Below are 22,335 nucleotides of genomic sequence, written 5' to 3'. Positions count from 1 at the left end.
GGTTATTTTTATGAGTATAGCTACGCAAGAATTTGACGCTATTGTAATAGGAGCAGGTGGTGCTGGTATGAGAGCATCTTTCCAGCTTTCGCAGTCAGGTTTTAAAACAGCTGTTGTTTCTAAAGTTTTCCCTACTAGATCGCACACGGTTGCGGCTCAGGGTGGTATCGCAGCAGCTTTGGGGAATATAGATTTTGATGATGATCTTCCTTCAGATGATTGGAAGTGGCACATGTATGATACTGTTAAGGGTTCTGATTATATTGGTGATCAGGACGCTATAGAGTATATGTGTGAGCATGCTCCACAATCAATTATTGAGCTAGAGCATATGGGTATGCCTTTCTCAAGACTCAAAAATGGTAAGATATATCAGCGAGCGTTTGGTGGTATGTCAAGAAACTATGACCCAGCTAATCAAGCTGAGAGAACCTGCGCGGCAGCCGATAGAACAGGTCATGCTCTTTTACATACTTTATACCAAGGTAATTTGGCTCATAAAACAGATTTTTATACAGAGTGGTTTGCTGTTGATTTAGTTAAAGCTGATGATGGAAGTGTCGCAGGTGTCATAGCTTTAAGTATCGAAACAGGAGAAACTGTTTTCTTAAAGGCTAAGATCACAATTTTGGCTACTGGTGGAGCTGGGCGCATATATGAGTCTAGTACTAACGCTTATATTAATACTGGCGATGGTATGGGTCTGGCACTAAGAGCTGACCTTCCTCTTCAGGATATGGAGTTTTGGCAGTTTCATCCAACTGGTATTGCAGGAGCTGGAGTTCTTGTTACTGAAGGATGCCGTGGCGAAGGTGGTGTGTTGCGTAATAAAGATGGTGAAAGATTCATGGAGAGATATGCTCCAAATGCTAAGGATCTTGCTTGTCGTGATGTTGTATCTCGTGCGTCGCAGCAAGAAATTATGGAAGGTCGAGGCGATACTTTCTCCGGTACAAGCTGTGTTTGGTTAGACTTAACACACTTGGGTGAAGATGTCATTGATGAAAGGCTTCCTACAGTTAGAGAATTGGGTAGAACTTTTGCTGGAATTGATCCTGTAGAAAAACCGATACCTGTTGTACCTACTTGTCATTATCAGATGGGAGGTATACCGACTAATAAGCATGGCCAAGTGATTACTCAAGTTGATGGTGAAGATAAAGTTATTGGTGGCTTATATGCTGTTGGAGAATGTGCTTCTGTATCAGTCCATGGTGCTAATAGGCTTGGTAGTAACTCGTTGTTAGATTTGGTAGTATTTGGTAGAGCTGCGGGTATGCACGCTGAACAAAGCCTTAAAGAAGGTATGCCTATGAAGGAAGTTTCGCAAGAGAATATTGAGAAAGCAACTGCTAGAATCACAAAGTGGGATACTTCTGAGCAGAGAGGTTGTCAAGAAAAGATCGCAGTGCTTAGAAAAGAGTTGCAACAAACAATGCAGCAGTATTTTTCTGTATTTAGACAGGAAAGCACAATGAAAGAAGGTCTCGATAAGCTATTTAAGATTAGAGAAAGGCTGGATAATGCAGTTCTTGAAGATAATTCTAGAATTTTCAATATGATGAGAATAGAAGCGCTAGAGCTAGATAACCTAGTATTAACTGCGATAGCAACTGCGAAGTTGGCTCTTGAAAGAAAAGAGTCTAGAGGGGCGCACTCAAGAGTAGACTATCCTGATAGAGATGATAAAAACTGGATGAAGCATACGCTATATTTCTTAGATGGTGATAAAACATCACAGCGTGATGTGAATATGTCACCTACTAAGGTTAAAGCTTTCCAACCAGCAGAACGTAAGTATTAATTACGAGGATTTAGTGTAATGGACGTAAGATTTAAAATTTATAGATATAATCCAGAAGTAGATAAAAAGCCATATTATGATGAATATACTATTACGGTAGAAAATGAGGGTGTTAAAGTTTTAACAGCTCTTGAGCTCATTAAGGAGCAAGACCCTACATTAGCTATGAGAAGATCTTGTAGAGAAGGTGTTTGTGGTTCTGATGGTATGAATATTAATGGTAAAAACCGCTTGGCTTGTATTACTTCAGTTGGCGAGTTGAAGCAGCCAATCAAGGTTAATCCTTTGCCGGGTTTACCTGTGGTTAGAGATTTGATTGTTGATATGAAGCAGTTTTATAAAAACTATGAAAAAGTAAAACCATATCTTATTAATGATGAAGAGCCACCAGTTAAGGAAAGATTACAATCTCCTGAAGATAGAGCTAAGCTTGATGGTCTTTATGAGTGTATTTTATGTGCATGTTGTACTGCTTCATGCCCATCATTCTGGTGGAATCCAGATAAGTTTATAGGTCCGTCAGGCTTATTGCAGGCATATAGGTTTATCGCAGACTCAAGAGATACAGCTACAGAGCAGAGATTAGATGATTTGAAAGATCCTTTTAGTCTCTTTAGATGTAGAACAATTATGAACTGTGTATCTGTGTGTCCTAAAGGTCTTAATCCTACAGAAGCAATTGGTAAGATTAGGTCAGCACTACTAAGTAAAAATGTGTAAAATTTAAAACCTGTTATTTAGGTATTTATATGAAAAAACAACAACCGGATTTTAGTCAATGGTTGGAAACAACCCAGCTCTTCGGAGGTAATCTAGAGTATCTTGAATCAATATATGATGACTATGTAATGGGCAACTATGAGGATATTGATCCAAAATGGTTGTCCTTTTTTGATTCTATAGCTAGCTCAACTGATACTGTACATCGTGATTTGGTAGATGAGTTTAAGTTTCTGGCTAAAAATAAAGCTACATCCACAGCTATCGTTAATGGCGAAGGAGATGTTGGGCTAAAGGCTAAGGCTCTTGTCAAAGCCTATCGTTCACATGGCTATAAATCAGCAAATATTGATCCATTAGGACTAATGAAATACCAGAGAGATTCTGATTTGGAATTGTCTGCTCATGGACTTTCTGAAAAAGACTTGTCTGAAAAGGTTAATCTTGGTGATTTTACTGATAATAAAGCTATTAGTCTGAAAGAAGTGGTAGAAAAAGCTAAATCAATTTATGAGTCTAGTGTCGGCTATGAGTATAGATACATAGGAAATAAAGAAGAAAAATTATGGCTTCAAGACAAGATTGAAAAAAACTTGTCTACATCTCAATCAGATAAGAAATGGATTTTACAGCAGTTAGTCGCAGCTGAGGGGTTAGAGAAATATTTAGCTCTAAGGTATGTTGGTCAGAAAAGATTTGGCTTAGAGGGTGGTGAATCCCTAATCCCTTCACTTCAGCATGTTATTGAAAAAGCAGTTTCTAGACACTCAACAAGATTCATTCAGCTAGGTATGGCTCATAGAGGACGTTTAAATGTTCTTGTAAATGTGATGGGTAAAAATCCTAAGGATTTGTTTGAAGAGTTTGAAGGTAAGCAAAGTGAAAAAAGTTTATCTGGTGACGTTAAGTACCATATGGGATACTCGAATTATAGGTGTGTTGATGGTAAAGAGGCAAAAATTGCACTAGCATTTAACCCCTCACATCTTGAAACTGTTGATCCTGTGGTTGAAGGTGCAGCTAAAGCTATACAAGATAAGCTAGATGGTAATGTTCATAACAAGGTTTTACCTATATTGATACATGGTGATTCGGCTTTCTGTGGACAAGGTATTGTTATGGAAACTTTTGGTTTTTCACTCACAGAAGCATATGGAACTGGTGGTACGGTTCATCTTGTAGTTAACAACCAGGTTGGGTTTACAACTAGTAGTACATTTGGTGTAAATAGAAGTAGTAATTATTCTACTGATATTGCTAAGATGGTTGATGCACCAATATTTCATGTAAACTGTGATGATCCTGAAGCTGTTCTTAAGGTTGCTGATATAGCTCTTGAGTATCGTATGAAATTCAATAAGGATGTGGTTATTGATTTGGTTTGTTATCGTAGGAATGGACATAATGAAACTGATGAGCCATCAGGAACTCAGCCACAAATGTACGAGGTAATTAAGAAGCTTCCTACAACATTAAAGTTATATAGTGAAAAACTTATCAACGAAGGTGCTATTGATGCAGGCCTTCTTGCACAGTTGAATGCTAATTATCGTAGTAAGCTTGATAATGGTAAAGTTACGATAGATATTCTTGATAGAAAAACAGTGAAAGACAAACTTAATGTTTGTGATTGGCTTCCTTATATAGGTAAGCAAGAAACTAAATATAGCTATAACGCAATAGCAGAAGAAGGTCTTAAAGAGCTAGCATTAAGAATGAGTGAAGTGCCTGAAGAAGTTAAGGCGCAGATGCAAGTTAAAAAGGCATTAACAGATAGAGTGAAGATGGCAAACGGAGAGCTTCCTTTAAATTGGGGATTTGCAGAATCTCTTGCTTATGCAACACTACTTGATGAAGGTTATTCAGTAAGAATATCTGGAGAAGATAGTGGTAGAGGTACTTTCTCTCATCGACATGCTGTTGTTAAAAACATGAACACTAGTTCTCAGCTAAAAGAATATGTACCACTGAAGCATATTAATGAAAATGTTAGGTTTGATATTATTGATTCTACACTTTCAGAGTATGGAGTATTAGGCTTTGAATATGGTTATAGTTGCTATAGTCCCGACTCTCTAGTAATTTGGGAGGCGCAGTTTGGTGACTTCGTAAATACTGCTCAGGTTGTAATAGATCAATTCTTAGTGGCAGCAGAAGAAAAATGGGGTATTTTGTCTGGCTTGACATTATTTTTGCCTCATGGTCAAGAAGGTGCTGGTGCTGAGCACTCTTCAGCGCGTTTAGAACGATTCTTGAGTTCATGTGCCAATAAAAATATGCAAGTGTGTACACCTACAACACCAGCACAAATTTATCATTTATTAAGACGTCAAGTAATTAGACCGCTTAGAAAGCCATTGATCGTAATGACACCTAAGAGTTTATTAAGAAATCCTATGGCTGTGTCTACACTAGAAGAGCTTTCAAAAGGTAAGTTTGAGCCTATTATAGATGATGCAAATGCTAGTGAAAATAAAGTTAAGAAATTAATACTTTGTAATGGTAAAGTTTATTATGATTTGATTGCTAAAAAGCAAGATACTCATAAGGATATTGCTGTAGTAAGACTCGAAGAGCTATATCCATTCCCACAAGAGGAATTAGCAAATATCTTTGCAAAATATAAGCAAGTTGACAAAGTTGTATGGTTGCAAGAAGAACCGCAGAATAAAGGAGCTTGGTACAATATTAGACACTTTATAGAGAAGCTTGTATCTAAAAACCAAGAGTTGCTGTGTGTAGCAAGGGAAAGATCATCTACTCCTGCAGTCGGTTACCACGCTTTGTATGTTAAGCAGCAAGAAGAAATTATTAATAGAGCTTTAGAAATATAAAATTTGAATTATTACTAGGAGTAAGAAATGGTTGAATTAAAAGTACCTATGTTTCCGGAGTCCGTTGCAGATGGCACATTAGCTCAATGGAATAAGAATGAAGGCGACTTTGTTGAAGAAGGTGATATTATCGCTGAAATTGAAACTGATAAAGTAGTTATGGAAGTTCCAGCGACAGCGAGCGGAGTCCTTAAAGGCATTAAAAAGCATGAAGGAGATACTGTGCTTTCTGAAGAATCTTTAGCAAGTATTGATACAGATGCTGTGGCTGCTGACTCTGCTCAAGAAGTGGTTGCTACTGAAGAAACAGCTCAGGCTACACAATCATCAGGCAAGGAGATCGATGTTAAAGCGCCTGTTTTCCCAGAGTCTGTTGCAGATGGTACAGTTTCTGAGTGGCATAAGCAAGAAGGTGAAGCTGTTGCCGAAGGTGATATTTTAGCTGAGATAGAGACTGATAAAGTAGTTATGGAAGTTCCAGCGACATCAAATGGTGTATTGTCTAAAATATTGAAACCTGCTGGTGAAACAGTTCTTTCATCAGAATTAATTGCAAAAATTTCAGAAGGTGCGGCTATTGCTACAGTAGCCAAAGAAGAAGTGAAATCTCAAGCTGATAGCACAGGTAATGATCCGCATCTAGTCCCTTCTGCGCGTAAGGCATTTAATTCAAGTGGATTAGAATCTGCTGCTAGTATCGAAGGTACTGGTAAAAAGGGACGTATAACATCTGAAGATATTAAAAAGGCAGCATCTAGTAGTAAACCACAACAGCCGACTGTAGTTGCTAATCAAGGTCCAAGATATGAAAAAAGAGTTAAAATGACTCGTCTGCGTCAAACAATTGCAAACAGGTTAGTTGAAGTTCAACATACTAATGCGATTTTGACTACTTTTAATGAAGTGGATATGACAGCAGTTATGGAGCTTAGAAAAAAATATAAAGACATGTTTGTCAAAGAGCATGATACTAAGCTTGGATTTATGTCATTCTTTATAAAAGCTGCGACTGAAGCTCTTAAGAAGTTTCCGGATGTTAATGCTTCAATTGATGGTGATGAAATTGTTTATCATAACTTCTTTGATATCGGTATTGCTGTTGGTACAGATAGAGGTTTAGTAGTACCAGTTTTAAGAGATACTGACAGTAAATCCTTAGCGGAGCTAGAGGCTGATGTGCTTGATAAAGCAATTAAAGGTCGTGATGGCAAGTTAAGCTTAGAAGATATGCAAGGCGGTACGTTCACTATCACTAATGGTGGTACCTATGGATCTATGCTATCTACACCAATCATTAACTCACCACAGAGTGCAATCTTAGGTATGCATAACATTGTCGAAAGACCTATGGTAGTTAATGGTGAGATCAAAATACGTCCAATCATGTACTTGGCATTATCTTATGATCATAGAATTATTGATGGTGGAACATCTGTAAGATTTTTAAAGATGATCAAAGAATTGCTTGAAGATCCTAATAGAATTCTTTTACAAGTTTAATTATTCTATTCAAACTTATTCTAAAGGTATTATATTTCCATGAGTTTAGATTTTATAAAAGATAGAATTGTAGCCGTGCCTGATTTTCCAAAGCCGGGTATAATTTTTAGAGATATTACTCCATTACTAGCAGATCCTGAAGGTCTGAAGATAACTGCTTTGGCTATGGCTAAAGAACTTAAAGCAAAGGGTATAAACCCAACAATTATTGCAGGTACTGAAAGTAGAGGTTTTATTTTTGGGGTTGCACTTGCGGAAGTCTTAGGTTTAGGATTTGTGCCTGTTAGAAAGCCAGGCAAACTTCCTAGAGAAACTTATAGTGTAAGCTATGAGCTAGAGTATGGTAGTGATAGTTTAGAAATTCATAAAGATGCTTTTAAGCCGTCAGATAGTGTGCTAGTTGTTGATGATTTGTTGGCAACTGGTGGTACGGCAAAAGCCACAGTACAGCTTATCGAGAAAACTCAAGCAAATGTTGCAGGCCTTATATTTGTAATAGAGCTTGATGGCTTAAATGGTGGAAAAGTTCTTGAAGGGTATAATGTTTCGTCGTTGGTAAAATACTAAAGGAAGATTATGGCTAAGTATTTTGGTACAGATGGTATTCGTGGAGAGGTTGGTAACTCTGTCATACAGGCAGAGTTTATGCAAAAACTTGGGAATGCGGTTGGTACATTCATAATTGATAAAGGTTATCCTAAAATTGCTATTGTTGGGCAAGATACGCGTAGCTCTGGAAAGTTCTTAAAATTTGCCTTAGTCTCAGGTTTAAATGCGGCAGGGATTGATGTTATTGATTTAGAAGTGGTTCCTACTCCTGTTGTAGCATTCATAACAGTAAAGCATAAAGCCGCTGCTGGGTTTGTAATTACTGCATCACATAATAAATTTACTGATAACGGAGTTAAGCTTTTTTCATCAGAAGGTTTTAAGTTGGATGATGCGTTAGAAGAAGAGATTGAAGCCAAAATAGATTCAGACTTTATTTATCAACCAGAATATAGATTTGGTAGTTATAAAGTTGCTGATGGTTTTATGCGTGAGTATATCGAAAACCTATTTGATAGATTTGGCTCTTTAGTTAAATATAAAGGAAAGGTTGTTATCGATTGTGCACACGGAGCTGCCTCAAAGCATTTTGAAGTTTTGCTTGATAGGTTTGGTATTGATTACATTTCTATAGCATCTAATCCTGATGGGTTAAACATAAATGTTGATTGTGGAGCGACTTGTATTTCTAATATTCAAAAAGCTGTAAAAGAGTATAATGCTGATTTAGGAATATCATTAGATGGAGATGCTGATAGAATTATTATCGTTGATGAAAATGCTCAAGAGATTGATGGTGACGGAATACTAAATATTATCGCGCAGTATAGTGATATTTGTGGAGGTACGGCTGGTATAGTAGGTACACAGATGACAAATATGAGTTATGAAAATCACTATAAGTCAAACAACATCTCATTTATTCGTTCTAAAGTTGGCGATAGATATGTTTTAGAAGATTTAGTCAAGCATGGTTATAAGATAGGTGGTGAGTCATCAGGTCATGTTATTAATCTAAACTTTGGAACTACAGGTGATGGTTTGTCCACAGCTATACAGTTACTAGCTATTTTTTCACAAAATGATAAACCAGTATCGGCATTTAAGCTAGATGGTGAGTTGATGCAACAAACGATGATCAATGTCCCACTGAATTTTAAAGTAACATCTGATCACTTAGCTAAGCTAGCTAGTGATGTTGCAGAAGTTGAAGAGCGCTTGAGTAATCGTGGACGTGTATTGTTAAGGCCTTCAGGGACTGAGCCTGTCTTGAGAGTTATGGTCGAAGCAGACAATAAGAATTTAGCTACAAAAGAAGCAGAATATTTGGTTGAAAAAGTAAAACAAAAGTTGGTATAGATATGCAAAAATTAATAATGGGCAATTGGAAGATGAATGGTAACTCTGCAAGCATAGAAGAGCTTTGTAGAGGTATTTCACAAGCGGAGTACAATAGTAACAAAGTCGCTGTAGCTGTGTTTCCATCAAGTGTATATATCAAAGAGGTGCTTGCACAACTTCCTAAAGAAATTGGAGTAGGTCTACAAAATATTACTTTTTATGATAATGGAGCATATACTGGAGAGCTATCAGCTGATATGCTTCATGACATTGGATGTAATTATCTACTTATAGGACATTCTGAAAGAAGATCTTTGTTTGGTGAGACTGATCAAGATGTTTTCAAAAAAGTTAATAAGATTATAGATACATCAGTTGTGCCAGTTGTTTGTATAGGTGAGTCGCTAGAAGATAGACAAGCTGGAAGGTTAGAAAGAGTATTATCAACACAATTAAGTCTAATACTAGAAAATTTGTCTATTGAGCAACTTGCTAAGGTTGTAATAGCGTATGAACCAGTTTGGGCTATAGGTACAGGAGTTGTAGCATCATTAGAACAGGTGCAAGAAACACATCAGTTTATTCGTTCGCTAGTGGCCAAAGTAGATGAAAATCTTGCTAAAAATATGAAAATAGTGTATGGTGGTAGCCTAAAAGCTGAAAATGCTAAAGATATATTAAGCCTACCAGATGTTGATGGTGGTTTGATTGGAGGAGCATCATTGAAAGCTTCTGAGTTTAACGAAATAATAAATCAAGCAAATAAAATATGTACGGAATAATTTTAACTATAGATATTATCGCTGCTATTGCTATTGTGGCACTTGTGTTGTTGCAACAAGGTAAAGGAGCTAATATGGGTGTTTCTTTCGGTGGTGGAGCGTCTAATACTGTTTTTGGTAGTAAAGGTGCGGCTTCATTTCTATTTAAAATGACAGTGTTTTTTACAGCGGTATTTTTTGTATGTTGCCTTACTTTAGGATACCTAGGAAAGTCGCACACTACAATGACTAGTGTAAGTACTGCGAACACTGATAGCTCAATAGCTAGTCAGTATGACCAATATCAAAAAGAGGTTGCAAAAACTTCTACGACTAAAGAAACAGCATCTAAGTAAAGTTTAATTGCACCGGTGGTGGAATTGGTAGACACGCCATCTTGAGGGGGTGGTGTCCGAAGGACGTGCGAGTTCAAATCTCGCTCGGTGCACCAAATATGATTTCTAACAAGTATCGAAAAATCTTTAAAATCAATATTCTTAGCTAGCTTGATAGTTTTATATAGTCCCAAATCATATCAATGAAGTTCTTGATAAAGTTTTGCTTATAAAAATGGAATTAGAGCAGGCATATTATTAGATTTAATTATCCTTAAATTTCCAAATCTAATATAGTGACTTTAGATCATTATTGCAAGAAAGGCTTTTCATGAAAAAGTTATTGTAATAGTTTCAAAATATACCCACAAATAAAGAAAAATTATTAAACTTCTTTGAGGGTAAGTAGATAAATATGTAAAAACTATTTTGAGAATGTAAATTTTGTGACTTTGTTAGAAATAATTTTTAAAATACCTGTATTGAGAGCTGTTTAAGTAAATATATCGATAGCATCTATAAAATATTTTTTATTATTGATAACATAGCTATAGTGTATTAGGTATATCTAATTAAATTAGCTATCTATGAGTAGACAAGTCAAAGAAGTTGTAGACAAAAATATAATAGAAGGTACAAGGTATTTTATATCATTGGTAGAGCTGGGATCTTATGCAGCGGTAAAGAGTTATTATTCGGTCGAAGTTAATACTATTAGAAATAAGTTAGAGCTGTTGGAAAGTTATCTAGGAGTTAAATTAATTCAATCAGGTAGCAATAAAGTCGAAATAACAAAATATGGTAAAAAATACTATGCATCTTGTCATAAGCTATATATAGATTTAGAGAATAGTATTCTTTCCAGTAAATATAAAGGTGTTGATAAATTAAAATATATAAGAATTTTTGGCACTAGAACATTTGTTAATTATATTTCTCCAGCTATCCATGAGGTAGACCCTAAGAATGAGTATACTTTTACATTTGATAGCTATCTTTTATCTCAAGCAAATAGTTATATTTATCAGTTGAATAACTATGATATAGCATTTATAGCGTTTAAAGATTTGGATAAAATAGATCAAGATCATTGGATGGTCTGTGCAACTATAGATTCAGTAAATTTGCCATCTAAGATTTATGTTAACCAAGAGCTATTAGATAAGTACGATTTAAAATCAAATCCTCTGAATGTTTTTGAACTTCCTTTTATTATGCGGAGAGATCAGCCTTCATTTAGCTTAAATATTACGGTAGATGGTAAATCTGTAAATCAACAGATTAAAAATATAAAGTATTTGGTTGAGGATGATGGCCATAAAGTATCTCTTATTGATAAAGGTTTAGGAGCAGGGGTTCTTTTGGATAACTATGCCAAAATATCAAATTCATCTATAATTAGTATAGACAGTATTACAACGGAAACTTTTTATGATATGCAGGCAGTAATAGTGTCAAAGCACCTTAGAAATAGAACAAGGATAATAGAGTTTCTTCGTAAACAAATGAATAATTATGTCAGTACTGTTTTAGGACAGTAGCTATTGCTTTATATGCCATTGATATTATAAGTTCGTAATGGTAATTTAAAGTCATCTTTCAAAAAAAATAAGTTAAAAAATGAGAAAAGTTCTAATAGCTTCTAAGATGATTTTACTGATAGTAATATCTACGTCAGTTATGTACGCAGATGATATTCCACCAGCTAATTCTATACCTATGAATAAAGTTATTTCTAATATTTATGCCAAGGGATATGATGGAATTAACAAAATAGAATACGATGATGGAGCTTATAAAGCGAAAGTTATCAATAATGCCGGTAAAGAAGAATATATATACATAGATCCAAATACAGGTGAAGTTCCCTTGCCAAAAAAAGGCTCAAAAGAAATCAATATGAGCGAAGCTATAAGGGCGGTTCCTGGTGATAGGTGTAAAACTATTACTAGTGTTGAAAGTAAGAGTGGTGTATATGAGATTGAATGTGTAGATAATAGCCAGCAGGAAGTTAAGGCGTATGTTGATGCAATTAGTGGTAAGTTATCTCAGATTAGATATGATGATTAGATAAAAAGGTTAATACAATCATTTAGAAATAAATAACCTTTGTCTGTTGGCTCGATCTTGTTATTAGAGAAACTTAGTAACCCTTTTTCTACCCCTTGCGATAATCTTTGGATAATTTCATTCTTAGATAAAAAAGTTTGTTGCTCAAAAGTGCTGATACTAAAGCCATTTTTTAATCTTAAAGCATTTAACATAAACTCATATATTAGTTCATTTTTACCAACAGTATTAAAATCTTTTATAAAGTTATTTGCTTGTGAATATATTTTGGGATGTTTGTGTTTCCAGGTTCTTTTAATCTCTTTGGTTTGAAGATTTGTAATCTTGCTATGAGCTCCAGCACCAATACCTATATAGTCACCGAAATTCCAATAGTTTGAGTTATGAATAGATCTTAAATTATCTTTTGCATAAGCGGATATCTCATATTGATAGTATTCAGCTTGTTGGAGTAGTTTTTTACCAGTTATTTCAATTTGCTCTAAAGTTTCTTCGTCTGGTAGTTTTGGAGGCTTTGCTGCAAAAAGAGTATTTGGTTCTATAGTTAGTTGGTACCAAGATATATGAGTTGGCTTCATTGTAATTGCTTGAGAAATGTCAAAAATACCATCTTCAAAGCTTTGATTGGGAAGCCCATGCATGATATCAATATTAAAATTCGAAATTGTTGAATTCTTAATCTCTTCAATAGTTGTATAAACATTGTCGCAATTATGGATTCTACCCAATGACTGCAGCTTTTCATTTTGAAAGCTTTGTACACCAACTGAGATACGGTTTATACCAATATTTGCATACTCTGAAATAGAGCCACGTTCGACAGTACCAGGATTCATTTCTAGAGTTATTTCACAATTGGGATTAAGCTTTGAATTATCTTTTATGTGTTGTAAAACTTTACCAAGATAATCCGCTTTGAAAAGTGAAGGTGTGCCACCCCCTATAAAAATACTTATAACTTCTCTATCTTGTAGGTCAGTTAGATGAGTATCAAAGTCGGCAATTAGCTTTTTGTAATAATCTTGTGAAAGATATGTATCATCTTTGATTGCATGAGAGTTAAAATCACAGTAAGGGCATTTACGGACACACCAGGGAAAATGTATGTATATTCCTATTTGCTTGTTTATATTAAACATCTTATGCCTTGAAGATGAGGAATTTACTAACAACAAAAGTATATACTGCGACTAACCCCATTGTTATAAACAGTGCAATTAGATATTGTATATGCAGAAGATGAAGTAATACGTAATATATGCCTTCATTGAGCGCTAAACCAATCATTACATTGATGAAAAACTGTGTAGCAGCCTTTTTATGTGATTGAGTTGTTGTGGAGAATGTCAAAAATCTATGTCCAAAATAGCTGACATTAAAAGCAATAAGAAATGCAAAGAAATTTGCAACCATAGGTTTAAAGATATCAAGTTCAACAAGCAACCATACAATAACAAAGTTAGTTATTGATGCTAATATACCTATAATTATGAAATAAGATAGTTGTTTTTTTAACATTAGTTTGTGGAGTTTTATAGTAGTTGTTTATATTATAACTATTAAAGAGAATTTTATAAGGGAAAGTTAGATGGAAATAATTAAATATCAATTGGGAATTACTGAGGGTTTACCATCATCTGCTTTATATATGATGTTTAGTATCAATAAAGATAATGATGTCAAGTTTGGATTGAAGGTGTTACAAAAGTTTGTCGATGGTAAGAGTGTGGTTGCTGGATTTGGTAAAGATCTTTTGCAAATGTTTGATCTTCCTAGTGATGATAATTTCAAAAGAGCTAAATTCAATAATGATAGAATGCCTGATAATGATGGTTATGGCTTGGTACTTTGGTTAAGAGGTGATGATCGAGGAGAGCTATTTCATAACGCATTAAACATCAGAAAAGCATTGCAAGATTTCTTTACTGTAGAAAAAATAGTTTCTAGCTATACCTATCATGGAAAATATGATTTATCAGGGTTTGAAGATGGTATTGAGAATCCTAAGGGTGAAGAGGTTGTTCCAGCATCGGTAATACCAGAAGGCAAGTTAGAGGGGTCGAGCTTTTGGGTTCTTCAGCAATGGTTACATGACTTTGATTGGTTAAATAGTGCAAGCCAATCAGCGAAAGAAGAGTGTATTGGTAGATCTTTGGATGATTCTCATCAATTTAAGGATTTGAAAGACTTCGCTCATGTTAAGAGATCTGCTAAAGAAAACTTTGATCCAGAAGCAGAGTTGCTAAGAAGATCAATGCCTTGGTCAGATGATAATCTAAATGGAGGCTTCATGTTCTCTGCGTTTGCATTATCATTTAGATCATTCAATTTACAGATGGGCAATATGCTCGGTGGTAGTGATGGTATTGTTGATGGAGTATTTAAATTTTCAAAAATTATTGAGACAAGCTACTTATGGTGTCCACCTTTCAAAAAAGGCAAGCTTGATATTTCACTATTAAAGTGATGCAAAATAGCTGAAAGATTATATTTTATATACAAATAGTCATTAACAGGTTAAAATATACGCGTGTTATGCAAAAATTAATTAGTATCTACGGAGGTTAAAGCATGTCTGATATTAAAAATATCACTAAGCTACAGATAGAGGAAAAAGGAAAGAAATACTCTCTGTATAGCTTAAAGAAACTTTCTCAAGAGCTTGGTAAAGATGTAACTCGTCTTCCTTACTCTATCAGAGTATTACTTGAAAACCAACTAAGAAATATAGATGGCTACAAAGTAAAAGAAGATGATATGCATAAGGTTTTAGATTGGGACGCTAAAGCTAGCTCAAGACCTGAAATTCCACATATGCCAGCTAGAGTGGTGATGCAAGACTTTACAGGTGTACCAGCGGTTGTTGATTTAGCTGCTATGAGAAAGGCTATCAAAGACGCCGGTGGTGATGCTGATAAGATTAATCCTCTTGTAGATACAGCTATGGTAATTGACCACTCTGTACAAGTTGATTTCTATGGTACAAAAACAGCTCTAGCACAAAACGTGGCTAAAGAGTTTGAAAGAAATGGCGAAAGATATAGTCTACTTAAGTGGGCACAAAAGGCATTTGATGATTTCACTGTAGTACCACCTGGGATGGGTATTATTCACCAAGTTAACTTAGAGTACCTTGCAAAAGGAGCACTAGTTAAAAATATTGATGGTGAAGATGTAATTTATCCAGACACATTAGTAGGTACAGATTCTCATACTACCATGATCAATGGTGTTGGTGTAGTAGGCTGGGGTGTAGGTGGTATCGAAGCTGAGGCTGTAATGCTGGGTCAGCCGTACTACATGGTACTTCCAGATGTGGTTGGTGTTAAACTAACTGGTAAGTTAAAAACTGGTGTAACGGCAACTGACTTAGTACTTGAGATTACAGAAGCACTTAGAAAGCATGGTGTTGTAGGTAAGTTTGTTGAGTACTATGGAGAAGGCCTCGAGAGCTTATCTCTACCAGATAGAGCTACTATCGCTAACATGGCTCCAGAGTACGGTGCTACGATAGGTTTCTTCCCAGTTGATGAAGTAACATTAGACTTCTTTAACAATACAAACCGTAGTGAGCTTGTTGATGCAGCTCGTGATATGTATAAAGAGCAATTACTATTTAGAGAAAATCCATCAGAAGAGCCTGAATACTCTAGTATTGTAGAGATAAACTTATCTGATATCGAGTCTAACCTTGCTGGCCCTAAGCGTCCACAAGATAGAGTTGCTTTCCATGATATGAAAAAAGCATTTGCAGAGGCTTTGGTTCATGAGCAGGGCCTACATGGTTTTGGTTTGACAGAAGAGCAACTTAAGAAATCTGCAGAGGTAAAAGGTTTAGGTGAGAAAATCACTCATGGTTCTCTTGCTATTGCCGCAATTACTTCATGTACAAATACATCAAACCCATCACTACTTTTAGGTGCTGGTTTATTAGCTAAAAAAGCTAATGAAAAAGGTCTTAAAGTTAAGCCTTTTGTTAAAACATCTCTAGCACCTGGATCTCAAGTAGTAACTCAATATCTTGAGAAAGCTAATTTGTTGCCAGAGCTAGAGAATTTAGGCTTCAACTTAGTAGGTTATGGTTGTACTACTTGTATTGGTAACTCAGGACCTTTAGATGAGCCTGTTGTTGATGCAATCAATGAGGCTGATCTTGTAGTATCTTCTGTAAGTTCAGGTAACCGTAATTTTGAAGGTCGTATTAACCCTCATGTTAAAGCAAACTATCTAGCATCTCCTATCCATGTGGTTGCTTATGCTCTAGCTGGTACTGTTGATTTTGATCCTGTTGAAGATGCAATTGGAACTGATGCGGAAGGTAATGCTGTATACTTGGCAGATATTTGGCCTACTACAGAAGAAATTGCTGCAATCCAATCAGATGTAATCAATTCTGCAATGTTTGAAAAAGCATATGCTACAGTTCTTGATGGTACAGAAGATTGGAAGAAACTTGATGCTCCTGAAGGTAAGCTTTATGAGTTTGACAGTTCTTCTACTTATATCCAATGCCCAAGCTTCTTTGAGAAGTTCGCAGAGGGTAATGATGACTTAGATATCAAAGGTGCTAGAACTCTACTTATGTTGGGTGACTCTGTAACTACAGACCATATTTCACCTGCTGGAGCTATTCCAGAAGAGTATCCTGCTGGACAATATTTGAAGTCTCACGGTGTAGAGAAAAAAGATTTCAACTCTTATGGTTCTCGTCGTGGTAACCATGAAGTTATGATGAGAGGTACATTTGCTAATATCCGTATTCGTAACTTACTTCTTGATGGCGTAGAAGGAGGATATACTAAGTATCATCTTGATGGCTCTCAACAGTATGTATTTGACGCTGCTATGAAGTATAAAGAGAAAGATATTCCTCTAGTTATTTTGGCTGGTAAAGAATATGGTACTGGCTCATCACGTGACTGGGCTGCAAAAGGTACTTTCCTATTAGGTGTTAAAGCAGTTATAGCTGAGAGCTATGAGAGAATTCATAGATCTAATCTTGTAGGTATGGGTGTGTTACCTCTTCAATATCTTGATGGTCAAAGTGCTAAGACTCTTGGTCTAGATGGTACTGAAATGTTCAATATCAAAAACTTGAATAATATTCAGCCTCGTCAAACAGTTGTTGTTGAAGCTGTACATCCTAAGACTGCTCATACTACAACGTTTGAAGCATTAGCTCGTTTAGATGCAGATGTTGATGTTGATTATCTGAAGAACGGCGGTATCTTGCAAACAGTTCTTAAAGATATGATGGATCAAAAAAAAAAATCTAGTTCAGTAAACACTGATAATAATTCTTGCTCTAAAGACTCTGAAGAGTCTTCTTGTCCATTTGCAAGAATAGCTAATTTCTTTAAAAAATTATTCAAATAATTTATCTCTAAAAATAATTTAATTCTTTGTTTTTTTTGTTTCTTAATAGTGATAAAGTTTTACTATAACTATTAATTTTATTTTTTATATATGATAAGAAAATTATTAACTCTGTGTGTGCAAAAAAAAGCGTCAGACTTACATTTATCATCTGGTTGTAAAGCTAAGTATAGAATTGATGGGGACTTGATTGATATCGAAACATCTCCTGTATTAAATGATAAGATGATCTCTCAAATGCTCTTGGAGATTATGACAGATGATCAGAAGGATGAGCTTGTAGAGACCTATGAATGTGATTTTTCAATTGATGATAAAGATAATGATGCAAGATTTAGGGTTAATGCATTTTTTCATAATCGTGGGTATGGTGCTGTATTTCGTCGTTTAGAGAATACTATCCCCACTCTAGATCAGTTCGGGGCTCCTAAGATTCTGAAAACAGTTCAAGCTAAAAAGGGTGGTTTGATACTTGTTACCGGACCTACAGGTTCTGGTAAAAGTAGTACATTAGCAGCTTTAGTAAACGAGATAAACCAAAAAGAAGATTCTCATATCCTAACGATTGAAGACCCTGTTGAATTTGTACATACAAGCCAAAGAGCTTTAGTTAACCAACGTGAGGTCAAAAGAGATACAAGAAGCTTTAACGCAGCTCTAAAATCAGCACTAAGGGAAGATCCTGATTGTATTCTTGTTGGGGAGATGCGTGATTTAGAAACTATACGTTTGGCTCTTGAGGCAGCTGAAACTGGTCACTTGGTACTAGGGACATTACATACAATGTCAGCAATCAAAACAGTGGATAGGGTAATATCGGTATTTCCACCAGCTGAGCAGGAATTAGTCCGTAATATGTTAGCAGAATCTTTACAGATTGTAATATCTCAGCGTCTTCTTAAGCGTAAAGGTGGTGGGCGTGTTGCTGGGTATGAGGTTCTTATTTCTAATACTGGTATCAGAAATATGATAAAAGAGAATAAGCTTTCTCAAATATACACGGCTCTTCAGACTGGTACGGCAAAAGGTATGGCAACTATGGAGCAAAGTATAGAAAACCTTCTTAAAGCGGGAACAATAACTCCTGAAGAGGCAGCTAAGTATATAATAATAAGATAGGGTATGTTTCGATAATATTTGATTCTGTTTTTGATATTATAATAAATTTTTAATCTGATTGGCCAATATTGAAGCACTTGTAAATGCAGATTCAACACGCCCCTTTATACACCAGTCACCACATGCGGATATATTTTGGTTTGTATCAATAAAGTAACCAGGTGTATTTTGTTTACCTATATTTGCATAACGCCAGGCATGTAGTGTTCTATAATCTGGCTGATTTAGATTTATAGCTAATATCTCTTTGACTCTTTCAAAAATTGTTTCTAGGATTTGTTCACGATCGTAATCAATATATTGATTAGCCCATTTATTTGCAGAGTGTATAATTAAGCAGCTAGGGGTATTACGATCTGGTTTTGAGCTGTTGAGAGATATCCAACTAATTATCTCGTCATGTACTAGAGCAGCATCAAAATTCAGATTAATCTCTTTATTATAACCAAGCATTAGTGAAAAGCAGCTATCCATTTTTATCGAGCTAATTTGGTTATAGAAAGAAGTGTTTTGAGGTAGTAAATCTTTAAGTTGGTCTGATGGGATTGCAAAAATAATCCAGTCAAAATATCCTAAAAATTGGTTGTTATCATCCTTAACAATCCAAAGTCTATCTTCTTTGGTGATAGAGCTAACACGTGTGTTCAGAGATATATCTAGATCTTGAGCTAAGTATTGCGCTACGGCATTCATTTTAGGAGAGCCAACATAATGTTTATATTCATTACCCCAAGGTTTTTGATTTATTATCTCAGAGTTTTTGATTTCAACAAAATTTGCTTGCCAGTTTTTGATTATGCCTTGATCTATCATTGGTTTAAGGAACTCTTTAAACTCAAGGGATTTAGCAGTGAAGTATTGAGCTCCATGATCAAAGTAGTAAGGGTCAGCATATCTTGTTGACATTCTGCCACTAACTCCACGAGATTTCTCAAAAATAGTTATTTGTGCCAAATCTTTTAGAATATTTGCAGCGGTCAATCCAGCAAGACCAGCACCTATTATTGCCACTTTCATACAAGACTCCAAGAAACTGCTAGTGAAATAACAACACATAGTGTTATTGGTAGTCTTATACATTTGAAATATTTTGAACTAATAAGGTTTAATTTAAAGAAGTAGTAATCGACTTTGAGTAGTATTAAAAATTCTGCTATGAGTAATAATATAAAATCTTGTGGATCTAAGTTTAGATATCCAAGCCAAATTATTATGGCAATTAAATTACTAGCAACTTGTATCAATGTCTTTGTGAAGCTAGGTTCTAAATTAATTTGTCTGCCCCAATGGGTTCCAGCCATAAAACATGTAATAACTAATCCATATACGGATAGAGCTTTTACTATATTTTCAAATATTAGAAAGCTGTTGTGGCCTAGTAGTATACATGATGAAAAGAATATGAAAGGAACTAAACCTAGATAGGCAAGATATATGTCTAAGCTCTTGTAGCTTTTCAAATTATTTCTCCTAGTAACTTAATTTTTCTTTGGTTTTTCCTCTAAAGATATAATAAGCATAGCTGGTGTATAGCAACAGTAATGGGATCATAATTACAGCTGGAATTAGCGTAAATAGTAGCGTGGTATCACTAGCTTGTGCTTGGGTGTATGTAATGTGATAAGGGATAATATATGGAAATATTAATGCCAGCATACTTGTATACGTAAAGACAAATATTGCTACAGCCGACCAATATGGTAAAGCATGATTTTTAGCATCTATCACTTTGATAAGGACTAAGAAACTTATAATGGTAAGTACAAAAAGTGCGCCAAGGATAGTCATCTTATAGAAGCTATCTAAAGGTAATTTAGTATATATAGGAGTAATTGCTCCAATAATTAACATTAATATCGCAAGTACTATACTACATGATTTAGCTAGTCTTTTAGCTTTATCATAAAGCTCTCCTTCAGTTTTAAGTATAAGACGAGTTGCGCCAAGTATGCTATAACCAAATACTAGAGCTATACCCGTAAGTATGGAAAAGCCAGCACCATAAAAAGTACTATGTGGGAAACCTACTATCAATTCGCCAACTATGTAGCCTTGCAGAAAAGTTGCCGTTAATGAAGATATGAAGAAAAGCTTATCCCAGTTTTTGATACCTTTATGAGATTTTAGTCTAAACTCAAAGCAAATACCTCTGAAGAGTATCATAACTACTAAAAGTATCGCGGATAAGTAAATCTTAGGGAATATGTAGGCAAATGCGATAGGAAACATCCCATAAAAGCACGCTAAAGCAAAAACTAGCCATGTTTGGTTACCATCCCAAGTTGGTAGTAATATACTCACTGCAATATCTTTTTGATGATCATCAAAAAATGGAAATAGTGACCCCATGCCTAGAGCAAATCCATCTAATACAATATACAGTAGTAGAGCAAAAGCAATTATAAATAACCAAATTAATCCTAAGTCCATAATTATTCCTCCTCGCCTGTAGTCTTCTCAACTGATTGGAAGTATGAGTAAGGCATTCTTTCTTCTCCACCAGTACTTGGACCACCATTTATAATTCTAAATAAGTATCTGAAGTAGAAGAACCCAAATATAATGAAGTAAACAATGATTATTGCTGCTAATGAGCTAAACACTTGCCAGAAGTTAATATCACTGACGGAATACTCAGTCCTTAGTATGTTATATACAGTCCAAGGTTGTCTACCAAATTCTGCTGTGAACCATCCTGTGATGATGGCAACAAAACCAAGTGGTGTAGTTAGTGTACAGAGTCTTAGGAACCATTTTGAAGTTTGTAGTTTTTTTCTCGCTAAGAGTATAGTTCCTACAACACCCATAAGTATCATTAGCGTACCAATACCTACCATTATTCTAAAGCTATAGAATACGACAGCAACCACTGGTCTATCTTTTTCCGGAACAGATTTAAGACCTATTAATTCTCCGTCTAACTCATGAGTGTTTATTAGAGAAGCAAGCTTAGGAATCTCTATAGCGAATAAGTTCTTTTCTTGTGATTCGCTTGGGTATGCAAATATTACAAAAGGAGCGCCTTTCTGAGTATCCCAAACACCTTCCATTGCCGCTGTTTTAAGTGGCTGATGTTCATGTACTTCTCTACCTACATCGTCACCCACACCAAGTTGACCTATACTTAAAATTAGAATGGAAACTATCGAAAATTTGATGCATGTTTTTGCAAAGGTGTGATGTTTATCCTTGATAATGTAATATGCACTAACACCTAGTATAACCATTAGAGTACTCAAGTATGCAGCCATAAGCATATGGATATACCTTGGAATCACAGAAGGGTTAAAGATTACATGATACCAGCTGTATACTTCAAACTTACCATTGATATAGTTCACACCATCAGGTGTTTGCATCCATGAGTTAGCTGATAATATCCAGAAGGCTGATAATGTCACACCAACAAATATTGTGAAGTTAGCCAAAAAATGAACATATTTGTTTATTCTACCCCAACCGAAAATCATAATACCTAATGCTCCAGCCTCTATGAAGAAAGCTGTAAGGACTTCATATGTGAACAGAGAGCCAAGTACAGGACCAACTTTTTCGGCAAAGCCTGCCCAGTTAGCACCAAATTGGAACTCCATAACAATTCCAGACACAACGCCCATACCAAACGTAAGAGCAAATATCTTTGTCCAGAATTTTACTATAGCAAGGTATTTATCATTTTTGGTAATTAGCCATAAAGCCTCGAAGATCATCAAAAATGTTGATAACCCAATACTGAAGGCTGGAAACAAAATATGAAAACTTACCGTAAAGGCAAACTGTATTCTTGATAGTATTTCGACCCAGTACATAGAAAGAACCTCTATTTTTTGTTGTTATTAAAACTAACCTACTTATAGATCAGGCTAGTAACTTTTATTATGATTTTCAGCTGGGAGGCTACTACAGATAGAATCTCACAATAGTTT

The 22,335-nt window shown here is 35.4% G+C and carries 19 protein-coding genes, 1 tRNA gene and 1 pseudogene; 15 read left to right on the top strand and 6 right to left on the bottom strand.

Annotated features, from left to right (window positions below; genetic code table 11):
* Positions 1-10: 10 nt before the first annotated feature.
* The 12 genes and pseudogenes from sdhA (at position 11) to FQ699_RS01910 (ending at position 11,914) form a co-directional block, all read left to right on the top strand.
* Positions 11-1,804, top strand: coding sequence for a succinate dehydrogenase flavoprotein subunit (gene sdhA, locus FQ699_RS01960; protein ID WP_146420896.1), 1,794 nt, complete (start codon positions 11-13; stop codon positions 1,802-1,804).
* A gap of 18 nt (positions 1,805-1,822) precedes the next feature.
* Positions 1,823-2,524 (top strand): succinate dehydrogenase iron-sulfur subunit, encoded by a 702-nt coding sequence (locus tag FQ699_RS01955; RefSeq protein WP_146420895.1) that lies wholly within the window; start codon positions 1,823-1,825, stop codon positions 2,522-2,524.
* Between the two features lie 29 nt (positions 2,525-2,553).
* The gene (locus tag FQ699_RS01950) at positions 2,554-5,358 is read left to right on the top strand and encodes a 2-oxoglutarate dehydrogenase E1 component (protein ID WP_146420894.1); all 2,805 of its coding nucleotides are present in this window, start codon (positions 2,554-2,556) and stop codon (positions 5,356-5,358) included.
* 27 nt (positions 5,359-5,385) lie between these two features.
* Positions 5,386-5,550 (top strand): annotated as a pseudogene (locus tag FQ699_RS09935) (biotin/lipoyl-containing protein); the annotation flags it as partial.
* A gap of 96 nt (positions 5,551-5,646) precedes the next feature.
* A complete protein-coding gene (gene odhB, locus FQ699_RS01945) occupies positions 5,647-6,858 on the top strand; it encodes a 2-oxoglutarate dehydrogenase complex dihydrolipoyllysine-residue succinyltransferase (RefSeq protein ID WP_369852990.1) in 1,212 nt (403 codons plus the stop codon).
* A gap of 39 nt (positions 6,859-6,897) precedes the next feature.
* Positions 6,898-7,425: an adenine phosphoribosyltransferase gene (locus tag FQ699_RS01940; protein ID WP_146420892.1), complete on the top strand. Its 528-nt coding sequence runs from the start codon at positions 6,898-6,900 to the stop codon at positions 7,423-7,425.
* Positions 7,426-7,434: 9 nt separating this feature from the next.
* A complete protein-coding gene (gene glmM, locus FQ699_RS01935; protein ID WP_146420891.1) occupies positions 7,435-8,766 on the top strand; it encodes a phosphoglucosamine mutase in 1,332 nt (443 codons plus the stop codon).
* 2 nt (positions 8,767-8,768) lie between these two features.
* The gene (gene tpiA / locus FQ699_RS01930; protein ID WP_146420890.1) at positions 8,769-9,530 is read left to right on the top strand and encodes a triose-phosphate isomerase; all 762 of its coding nucleotides are present in this window, start codon (positions 8,769-8,771) and stop codon (positions 9,528-9,530) included.
* Positions 9,518-9,865, top strand: a complete 348-nt coding sequence (gene secG, locus FQ699_RS01925) for a preprotein translocase subunit SecG (RefSeq protein ID WP_146420889.1) — start codon at positions 9,518-9,520, stop codon at positions 9,863-9,865. The genes tpiA and secG overlap by 13 nt, the downstream gene beginning before the upstream one ends.
* 9 nt (positions 9,866-9,874) lie before the next feature.
* Positions 9,875-9,960, top strand: a tRNA-Leu gene (locus FQ699_RS01920).
* Positions 9,961-10,431: 471 nt separating this feature from the next.
* Complete coding sequence (locus FQ699_RS01915; RefSeq protein WP_013922362.1) at positions 10,432-11,385, top strand: LysR family transcriptional regulator domain-containing protein; 954 nt, start codon at positions 10,432-10,434, stop codon at positions 11,383-11,385.
* Between the two features lie 79 nt (positions 11,386-11,464).
* Positions 11,465-11,914, top strand: a complete 450-nt coding sequence (locus FQ699_RS01910; protein ID WP_146420888.1) for a PepSY domain-containing protein — start codon at positions 11,465-11,467, stop codon at positions 11,912-11,914.
* On the opposite strand, the gene hemW is transcribed toward FQ699_RS01910, so the two are convergent.
* Both hemW and FQ699_RS01900 read right to left on the bottom strand, forming a co-directional pair.
* Complete coding sequence (hemW, locus tag FQ699_RS01905) at positions 11,911-13,053, bottom strand: radical SAM family heme chaperone HemW (protein WP_146420887.1); 1,143 nt, start codon at positions 13,051-13,053, stop codon at positions 11,911-11,913. The two genes, FQ699_RS01910 and hemW, sit on opposite strands and share 4 nt — an antisense overlap.
* A 1-nt stretch (position 13,054) precedes the next feature.
* Complete coding sequence (locus FQ699_RS01900) at positions 13,055-13,432, bottom strand: GtrA family protein (RefSeq protein WP_146420886.1); 378 nt, start codon at positions 13,430-13,432, stop codon at positions 13,055-13,057.
* 70 nt (positions 13,433-13,502) lie between these two features.
* Here FQ699_RS01900 and FQ699_RS01895 point away from each other — a divergent pair, with 70 nt between their 5' ends.
* The 3 genes from FQ699_RS01895 to FQ699_RS01885 all read left to right on the top strand — a co-directional run bounded on the left by FQ699_RS01895 (position 13,503) and on the right by FQ699_RS01885 (position 18,409).
* Complete coding sequence (locus FQ699_RS01895; protein WP_146420885.1) at positions 13,503-14,381, top strand: Dyp-type peroxidase; 879 nt, start codon at positions 13,503-13,505, stop codon at positions 14,379-14,381.
* 104 nt (positions 14,382-14,485) lie between these two features.
* The gene (gene acnA / locus FQ699_RS01890; protein ID WP_146420884.1) at positions 14,486-17,290 is read left to right on the top strand and encodes an aconitate hydratase AcnA; all 2,805 of its coding nucleotides are present in this window, start codon (positions 14,486-14,488) and stop codon (positions 17,288-17,290) included.
* A gap of 90 nt (positions 17,291-17,380) precedes the next feature.
* Entirely contained in the window at positions 17,381-18,409 is a 1,029-nt protein-coding gene (locus FQ699_RS01885) for a type IV pilus twitching motility protein PilT (RefSeq protein WP_146420883.1), read from the top strand.
* A 36-nt stretch (positions 18,410-18,445) separates the two neighbouring features.
* On the opposite strand, the gene FQ699_RS01880 is transcribed toward FQ699_RS01885, so the two are convergent.
* Genes FQ699_RS01880 through FQ699_RS01865 form a run of 4 tightly spaced genes read right to left on the bottom strand, consistent with a single transcriptional unit; the run spans position 18,446 to position 22,218 of the window.
* Positions 18,446-19,426, bottom strand: a complete 981-nt coding sequence (locus FQ699_RS01880; RefSeq protein ID WP_146420882.1) for an NAD(P)/FAD-dependent oxidoreductase — start codon at positions 19,424-19,426, stop codon at positions 18,446-18,448.
* A complete protein-coding gene (locus FQ699_RS01875; protein WP_146420881.1) occupies positions 19,423-19,869 on the bottom strand; it encodes a DUF3429 domain-containing protein in 447 nt (148 codons plus the stop codon). Before FQ699_RS01875 ends, FQ699_RS01880 begins: the two co-directional genes overlap by 4 nt.
* 10 nt (positions 19,870-19,879) lie before the next feature.
* Complete coding sequence (locus FQ699_RS01870; protein ID WP_146420880.1) at positions 19,880-20,839, bottom strand: cytochrome d ubiquinol oxidase subunit II; 960 nt, start codon at positions 20,837-20,839, stop codon at positions 19,880-19,882.
* A 2-nt stretch (positions 20,840-20,841) separates the two neighbouring features.
* Positions 20,842-22,218 (bottom strand): cytochrome ubiquinol oxidase subunit I, encoded by a 1,377-nt coding sequence (locus FQ699_RS01865; protein ID WP_146420879.1) that lies wholly within the window; start codon positions 22,216-22,218, stop codon positions 20,842-20,844.
* Between the last annotated feature and the right edge of the window lie 117 nt (positions 22,219-22,335).

The sequence above is a fragment of the Francisella salimarina genome, assembly GCF_007923265.1.
Lineage (GTDB): Bacteria > Pseudomonadota > Gammaproteobacteria > Francisellales > Francisellaceae > Francisella > Francisella salimarina.
This window is presented reverse-complemented; position numbering and strand designations above follow the sequence as displayed.